General features: G+C 75.3%; 7 protein-coding genes and 1 pseudogene. All 8 read right to left on the bottom strand.

All coding sequences use genetic code 11. From position 1 onward, the window contains the following. Positions 1 to 186 precede the first annotated feature (186 nt). Entirely contained in the window at positions 187 to 1857 is a 1671-nt protein-coding gene (locus tag NCC78_RS24505; protein WP_372495192.1) for a MinD/ParA family ATP-binding protein, read from the bottom strand. A 77-nt stretch (positions 1858 to 1934) separates the two neighbouring features. Further along, a complete protein-coding gene (locus NCC78_RS24500) occupies positions 1935 to 2960 on the bottom strand; it encodes a hypothetical protein (protein ID WP_250797319.1) in 1026 nt (341 codons plus the stop codon). Between the two features lie 44 nt (positions 2961 to 3004). Further along, on the bottom strand, positions 3005 to 3949 hold the full coding sequence (locus NCC78_RS24495) for an RluA family pseudouridine synthase (protein WP_250797318.1): 945 nt from the start codon (positions 3947 to 3949) through the stop codon (positions 3005 to 3007). Then, positions 3946 to 4581, bottom strand: coding sequence for a signal peptidase II (gene lspA, locus NCC78_RS24490; protein ID WP_250797316.1), 636 nt, complete (start codon positions 4579 to 4581; stop codon positions 3946 to 3948). The genes NCC78_RS24495 and lspA overlap by 4 nt, the downstream gene beginning before the upstream one ends. Before the next feature lie 66 nt (positions 4582 to 4647). Next, a complete protein-coding gene (locus NCC78_RS24485) occupies positions 4648 to 5067 on the bottom strand; it encodes a TraR/DksA family transcriptional regulator (protein WP_007463005.1) in 420 nt (139 codons plus the stop codon). A gap of 220 nt (positions 5068 to 5287) precedes the next feature. Continuing rightward, positions 5288 to 6787 (bottom strand): potassium/proton antiporter, encoded by a 1500-nt coding sequence (locus tag NCC78_RS24480; RefSeq protein ID WP_250797314.1) that lies wholly within the window; start codon positions 6785 to 6787, stop codon positions 5288 to 5290. A 22-nt stretch (positions 6788 to 6809) separates the two neighbouring features. Then, positions 6810 to 7109, bottom strand: coding sequence for a DUF167 domain-containing protein (locus NCC78_RS24475; RefSeq protein WP_250797312.1), 300 nt, complete (start codon positions 7107 to 7109; stop codon positions 6810 to 6812). A 14-nt stretch (positions 7110 to 7123) separates the two neighbouring features. Further along, positions 7124 to 7372: pseudogene (locus tag NCC78_RS24470) on the bottom strand (hypothetical protein); the annotation flags it as partial.

Raw genomic sequence — 7372 nt, 5'->3', positions numbered from 1 at the left:
GGGTCGGGGAGGTGGCACCGGCCCAGGGAGCGGGTGTCGGCCGGTGCGACGCGGCGCCGGGCGGGACCCTCCCGCCGGACTCGTCGGGACGCGGGCCGGGCCGGTCGGCATCGGGGGTGTCCGGGCTCACCCGGTGATCCTCTCAGGCCGGGCGGCGGCGCGGGTGGCCGGTGCGGACACACCCGCTCACCGGGCGAACGGCTCCAGCATCACCGCGGCGGCCTTCAGCCACGCCTGTCTGGTCTCCGGCTGGAGCTGGTGGTACTCGATCGAGGAGCCGGTCTCCAGCGCCGGGTCGTAGGGCACCACCGCGACGGCGCGGGTGCGGGTGGCGAAGTGCCGCTCGAAGTCGTCCTGGAGCGACGAGCGGCCCGGCGTCGGGCAGGAGATCAGGGTGACCGCGTTGTCGGCCAGCTCCCCCATGCCCACCTCGTGCAGCAGATCGAGCATCCAGTCCGCGCTGAACGCCGCGTCCTCGCGCGGCACCGTGGTCACCACCAGCTGGTCGGCGGCCTGCATGACCGTGCGCCAGTTGGCGCTCTCCACGTTGTTGCCGGTGTCCACGCAGACCACGTCGTGGGTACGGCGCAGCAGCTCCAGCACCCGGCGGACGGTGAACTGGTCGAGCCGCTGGGCGAACCGGGGACTCTCCTCGCCGGCCAGCACGTCGTACGAGCCGTCGGAGGCGTGCCGCAGGTAGTCGTCCAGGTGCTCCAGCAGCTCGGCGCCCTCCTTGATCTCGATGTGCGCCAGGTCGCTGATCAGGTGCCGGATGGTGCGGGCGTGCCGGGCGCTGCCGGCACGCAACCCGAGCGTGCCGCGCAGCTCGTTGTCGTCCCAGGCCAGCACGCCGCGCCCCCGCACGCTGCCGACGGTCGCCGCAGCCAGCACCGTCGCGGTGGTCTTGTGCACGCCGCCCTTGGGGTTGGCGAAGGCGAGCACCCGGGGGGTGCCGAGGTCGCGGCGGAGCACCCCGGTGGCCCGGTCCAGGTCGGTCTCCGCGCCCTGCGGGCGCCACTCGACGCGGGCCGGGTAGCCGCGCTCGGCGGTCACGGCCGGCGCGGGCGGCAGCGCGGCCGGGGGTGGCGGCGGAGGCGTAGGCGGGGGTGGCGGCGGCGTGGCCCGGGGTGGCGGCGGAGGCGTCGGCGGGGGTGGCGGTGGCTGGTAGGCCGGCGCACCGCGGTAGCCGTTGTCGAGCAGCGCGTACCGGGACTCGACCGGGGGCGGGTCGTGCCGGTAGCCGTTGTCCAGCAGGGCGTAGCGCGACTCGACCGGCTCCGGGGCGCGGGGGGCGGCGGGCTCGCCGTAGGTCGGCTCGGGCTGATAGCTCGGCTCGGGCTGATAGGTCGGCTCGGGCTGGTAGGCCGGCTCGGGCTGGTAGGCCGGCTCAGGCTGGTAGGCCGGGGGGACCCGGTACGCGGGCTCCGGCGGATAGGCGGGCTCCGGCGGATAGTCCGGTTCCACGCGGTAGCCCGGTTCCAGCCGGTAGTCCGGCTCCACCCGGTAGTCCGGTTCCACCCGGTAGGCCGGGTCGACCCGGTAGCTGGCCTCGACCCGGTGACTCGACTCGGCCGGGCGGCCGAACTCCGCGGCGTACGGCGACGGGCCCTGCTGGGTGCCGTACGACAGCTCGGCGGGGTGCCCGATGGCCGGCACCCGGGCGTAGCCGGCGCCGGACGCGCGTCGGGGCAGCTGCTCCGGCGGCGGCTCCTCGGCACCCCGGTCGGCCTCGGCCGGCTCGTTGGGGCGGCCGCCTAGTCGGGCGCGGTCGAGCAGCGCCCGCCACCGCGGCGCTGGTTCGGCCGGCCGCCCCCAGCCGGTCTCGCTGCCCTCCAAGGCTCGCCCTCCCAGCGCCATCGATCTCCGCCTGACAGGCTACGAACGAAACCCTATTCGGACCACACCGGTCCGCGCACCTCTGGTCCCGCCCGCTGTCACGGCATCGGCCCCGGCGAGCCGACGTCGGCGGAGTCTGCCGAGGTCGGCGGGGGCTCCGGCGGTGTGGGGCCGGATGTCGGGCCGGCCGGATCGGGTGACGAATCCGTTACCTTGGGTGCGGGTTCCGACGTTTCGCCCGCGCCCGGGGTGGGCGACGGGACGCCCGGCGACCCCCGGACGGGGGTCCCGGACTCAGACCGCGGGGTGAGACCGGCGTCCACCGGTGGGCTCGCGACCTCCCGCTGCTCGGGCAGGGGCGGCGTGAAGACGGTCCGGTCGAGGCGGTGGACCTCGGGCGCCGGGTCGACCGCCCGCACCCCCGAGCGGGCCGCCACACCGCGCAGCGCCGCCGGTTCGGCGCGGACCACCGCCGCGTAGAGGCAGGCACACCCGGAGCGGTACGCCGCTGCCTCCGCCGTGGCGACCTGGGCGCCGCTGTCGTACACCTGACGCAGCTCGCGCTCGGTCTGGCCGCCGCCGGTCACCTCGGCGGCCCGGGCGCGGTAGTCGGCCGCCTCCCGGTCCTTGCGGGCGGCGAGTTCGGCCATCCCGGCGACCAGGTCGCCGGGCAGTCGCTGCGCGGGGAGCCGGACGATCTCGGTCTGCCGGTCGGGCAGCGGCACCCGCGCGAAGACCTCGGCCACACCCACGTCCCCGAAGACCGCCGCCGCCCGCTGCGGCGTCAGGTACGACGAGAGGGAGACCAGGGCGTACGTGCCGTCGGCCGGGACGGGAGCCACGGTGGGCAGCGCGGCCAGGTCGGCCGCGGCGGCCCGCACGTAGCCGGGGATCGACTCCCCGTAGGCCACGCCCACCCGGGTCACCTCGCCGACCGTCCGGTCACCGGCCGGCCGGTCGTCGGTGGCCCAGACGGCGGTGAGCACGACGGCGGCGGCGGAGAGCAGCGCGGCCGAGGTGAGCACCCGCAGCCGCGCCGGGGCGGTGGCCCACCGGGTCACGGTGCCGGCCAGGTGGGGCAGCAGTCGCTGGTCCAACTGCCGCAGCAGGTCACCGGCGCGCACGGGCGGAAATCCCCTCGTCGGATCTTCTCGGGCGGGTCGCCGCTTCAGTCACGAAGGAGTTCGAGCGCGCGGTCCAGGTCGTCAGGATAGTCGCTGACGAAGCTCACCTCGTCCCCCGTTCGGGGGTGCAGGAAGCTCAACGACCGGGCGTGCAGCCACTGCCTGCTCAGGCCGAGCCGGGCGGACAGCGTCGGGTCCGCGCCGTAGGTGAGGTCGCCCACGCACGGGTGCCGCAGGGTGGAGAAGTGCACCCGGATCTGGTGCGTCCGGCCGGTCTCCAACCGGACGTCGACCAGGCTGGCCGCCGGGAACGCCTCCACGGTGTCGTAGTGGGTGATGCTCGGCTTGCCGCCGGAGACCACGGCCCAGCGGTAGTCGTGGGTCGGGTGCCGGTCGATCGGAGCGTCGATCGTGCCGCGCAACGGGTCCAGGTGCCCCTGCACCACGGCGTGGTAGCGCTTCTCCACCTCGCGGTACTTGAACGCCCGCTTCAAGGCGCTGTACGCGTGCTCGCTCTTGGCCACCACCATGATCCCGGTGGTGCCCACGTCGAGCCGGTGCACCACGCCCTGCCGCTCGGCGGCGCCGCTGGTGGAGATGCGGTGGCCGACCGCGGCCAGCGCGCCGATCACGGTCGGGCCGGTCCAACCGGGGCTGGGGTGGGCGGCGACGCCGACCGGCTTGTCCACCACCACGATGTCGTCGTCGGCGTACACCACCCGCAGGCCGGGCACCGCCTGCGGCACCACGGTGGGCGCGGCGACCGGCGCGGGCAGGGTCACCTCCAGCCAGGAGCCGGCCTTGACCTTGTGGGAGTTGGGGCGGACGGCCCCGTCGACCAGCGCGTCGCCGGCGTCGACCAGGGCCGCGGCGGCGGTGCGGGAGAGCCCGAAAAGCCGGGACACGGCCTGGTCCAGGCGCATGCCCTCCAGGCCGTCGGGCACGGGCAGGGAGCGGTGGTCGCCGCCGCGGGCGAAGGCGGAGGTCATGCCCGCTCCCGCTGCTCGGCGTCGACGCCGGCCGGCGCAGGCGCGGCGGCGGGCCCGGCCCGGCCGACCCGGCTGCCGTCGCGCTGGCGCCCGGTCAGCTCCAGCAGCACGGCGAGGAGCACGCCGCAGACCAGGGCGCTGTCGGCGAGGTTGAACACCGGCCAGACCCGGCCGTACGGGTCGAAGAGGCTGACCATGTCGACCACGTGGCCGACGAACCAGCCCGGGGCGCGGAAGATCCGGTCGGTGAGGTTGCCCAGCGCCCCGCCCAGCACGAGCCCGAGCGAGATCGCCCACGGCAGCGACCGCAGGTGCAGCGCCATCCACAGGATCCAGCCGACCACCCCGAGGGTGATCAGCGGGAAGATCCAGGTGTGGTCGGAGCCGATGCTCCAGGCCGCCCCGCTGTTGCGGGTCAGGGTGAGGTAGACCGTCCCGCCGAGCAGCCGCACCGGCTCCCGGTCGGCGAGGGCGAGCAGGGCGAGGTGCTTGGTGACCAGGTCGGCCGCGAGGGCGACCAGGGCGACGCCGAGCAGGATGGTGACCGCCCGGCGCCGGGGCGTGCCGCCGCCCGGCTCAGCGGCGCCGGCCGGCTCGGTGCTGCCGGTTCCGGCGGACGGTACTTCGGACATCTGCTCCCCATCGACACTCGCGGCGGCGCTGGCGCGCCACCTCTCACGGCCGCCGGGGAGCGGACCTCAGCGCCGCTCCTCCAGCTGCTTGCACGTCACGCAGAGGGTGGCGGACGGGAAGGCGGCGAGCCGCTCCACCGGGATCGGGTTGCCGCACCGCTCGCACCAGCCGTAACCACCCTCGTCGAGCCGCTCCAACGCCCGCTCGACCTGCGTGATCCGTTCCAGGATGCTGTTGGCGAGTGAGATCTCCTGCTCACGCTCGAACGTCTTGGTCCCGGTGTCGGCCTGGTCGTCGCCGGCCGAGTCGGTCAGCCGGTCGCGCTGCAGCTCGGTGATCTCGCTCAGCGTCTGATCGTACTCGGCGCGCAACTCGTCGCGCCGTGCCGCCAGGGCAGCCCGGATCTTCTCGGTCTCCGCCGCGCTGCGGGTGGCCTTCGCCACCGGCTTGCGGCCGGCGGTCCTGGTGTCGGCTGGCTTCGCCATCGTCGCTCCCTCGGCCGCGGAACCGCGGGGTTCGCGGCACCTGGACAGGGGTCACCGACAGCGGTGCCCCCAGTACGAAACGGGCGCACGGCGACACGGCCGCGCACTCCGGAGGTTGGCAAGAATACGGAACGTACAGGCGTCCGACAACGTGCCGCACCGACGCCCCGTCGTTCAGCCCCTAGTTATGCCTTACTGGGGCAAAAGGAACGCTAGCAGATCAATCGTCGCGGTCCTCGCCGTACTCGCCAAACCAGCGGGCCAGCCGACCCCGCCGGCTGACCGCCCGCAACCGGCGCTCCGCCTCGTCGCGCACCCCACCGGTCGCCACGATCAGCAGGCTGTCACCGGTCTTGAGCCGGAAGTCCAGTCCGGGCACGATCCCCGCCCCGTCGCGCAGCACCAGCGTCACCGAGGCGCCCAGCGGCAGCCGCAACTCGTCGACGTGCACCCCGGCCAGCCGGGAGCCGGGCGGCACCTCCACCTGGAGCAGGTCGGCACGCATCCGCTCCAGCGGCGCCGTCTCCACCCGGATCTCCGCCGCCTCCGCCGGCGCGGTCACCCGCAGCCGGCGGGCGACCGGACCCAGCGTCCCGGTCTGCAGCAGCGTGAAGATCACCACCAGCACGAAGACCGAGTCGAAGAGCCGGTCGGCGCCCGGCACCCGCTCGGAGAGCGGGATCGTCGCCAGCACGATCGGCACCGCGCCGCGCAACCCCGCCCAGGACAGGAACGCCTGCTCGCGCAGGCCGAAGCGGAACGGCAACGCCGAGGCCGCCACCGACAGCGGCCGGGCGAGGAGCACCAACGCCAGCCCGGCGACCACCGCCGGCAGCACCGCGGAGCCCAGCCGGCCCGGCGAGACCAGGAGCCCGAGCAGCACGAAGAGCCCGATCTGGGCCAGCCAGGCCAGCCCGTCGGCGAAGCCGAGGATCGCCTGCCGGTGCGGCAGCCGCGCGTTGCCGAGAATCACCCCGGCGACGTACACGGCCAGGAAGCCCGAGGCGTGCAGCACCGAGCCGGCCGCGTACGCCAGCACGGTCAGCCCGACCGCCGCGATCGGGTAGAGCCCCGCCGACGGTAGGGCGGCGCGCCGCAGCGCCCACCGCCCGCCGACGCCGGCCGCGAAGCCGACTGCCGCGCCGGCGCCCAGCTCGTATGCGACCAGGCCGGCCTCGTACCACCACGGGTGGGCCACCGCCTCCCGGGATAGCAGCACCACCAGCAGCACGACCGGGGCGTCGTTCATGCCCGACTCGGCCTCCAGGGTGGCCACCAGACGGGGTGGCAGGCGCAGCCGGCGCAGGGTGGCGAAGACCGCCGCGGCGTCGGTGGAGGAGAGCACCGCGCCGTAGAGCAGGGCCAACCGCCAGTCCAGCCCGAGCAGCAGGTGCACGGCGAGGCCGACCACCAGGATGCTGACCACCACGCCGACGGTGGAGAGCGCGGCGGCCAGCCCCAGCACCGGGCGCAGGGTGCTCCACCGGGCGGTCAACCCGCCCTCGGCGATGATCACGATGAGCGCGCAGAAGCCGAGGGTCCGGGTCAGATCGACGTCGTCGAAGCGGATGCCCAGCCCGGCCTCGCCGATCGCCACCCCGAGGGCCAGGTAGACCAGGAGGCTCGGCACACCCAACCGGGTGGAGAGCCGGACCGCGCCGACCGCCACCAGCAGGACCGCCGCGCCGAGCAGGAGCGCGAGGTCCAGCCCGGGTGTCACGACCGCCCGGCCCGGGGGTTCCTCACCCGGCGGATCCGTCGCGCAGCCGGCCCAGCGTCTCGGTCAGCTCCGGGGCCGCCCCCTCGACCAGGAAGAGCTTGTCCCGGCTGGCCGCGCCGGCCCGCAGCGACACCATCGTCGGCCGTACGCCCAGCGCCCCGGCCAACGCCCGCCGGGCCGCCTCGGTGGCCCGCCCGTCGACCGCCGGGGCGTTGACCGCGATCACCAGTGCCGGACCGTGCGGGCCGTCGAAGCAGCCGCCGACCCGCGCGCGGGCGGAGCCCGGTTTCACCCGGACCGCGATCGTCACCGTGTCGTCCATTGCAGCCGGGCCGCTCAGATCCGACGGGAGTCGGCGAGCAGGGCGGTGTCCGGCGCGCAGTGCGCGCACGGGGTGAAGCCGAGGCCGACGGCCTCGGCGACCGGCAGCGGCTCGTGCGCGCGCCCGACCAGGTGCGCGCAGTCGGCCAGGTGGTAGCGGGGGCGGCCGTCAACCACCCGCACCTCGGCGTCGAGGCGGGCCACCCGGGCGGCCTCGGCCGGGTCGATGTCCTGCGCGGCCGGTTCGTCCTCGTACGCCCCGAC

The sequence above is a fragment of the Micromonospora phytophila genome (assembly GCF_023656545.1).
Classification (GTDB): domain Bacteria; phylum Actinomycetota; class Actinomycetes; order Mycobacteriales; family Micromonosporaceae; genus Micromonospora; species Micromonospora phytophila.
This window is presented reverse-complemented; position numbering and strand designations above follow the sequence as displayed.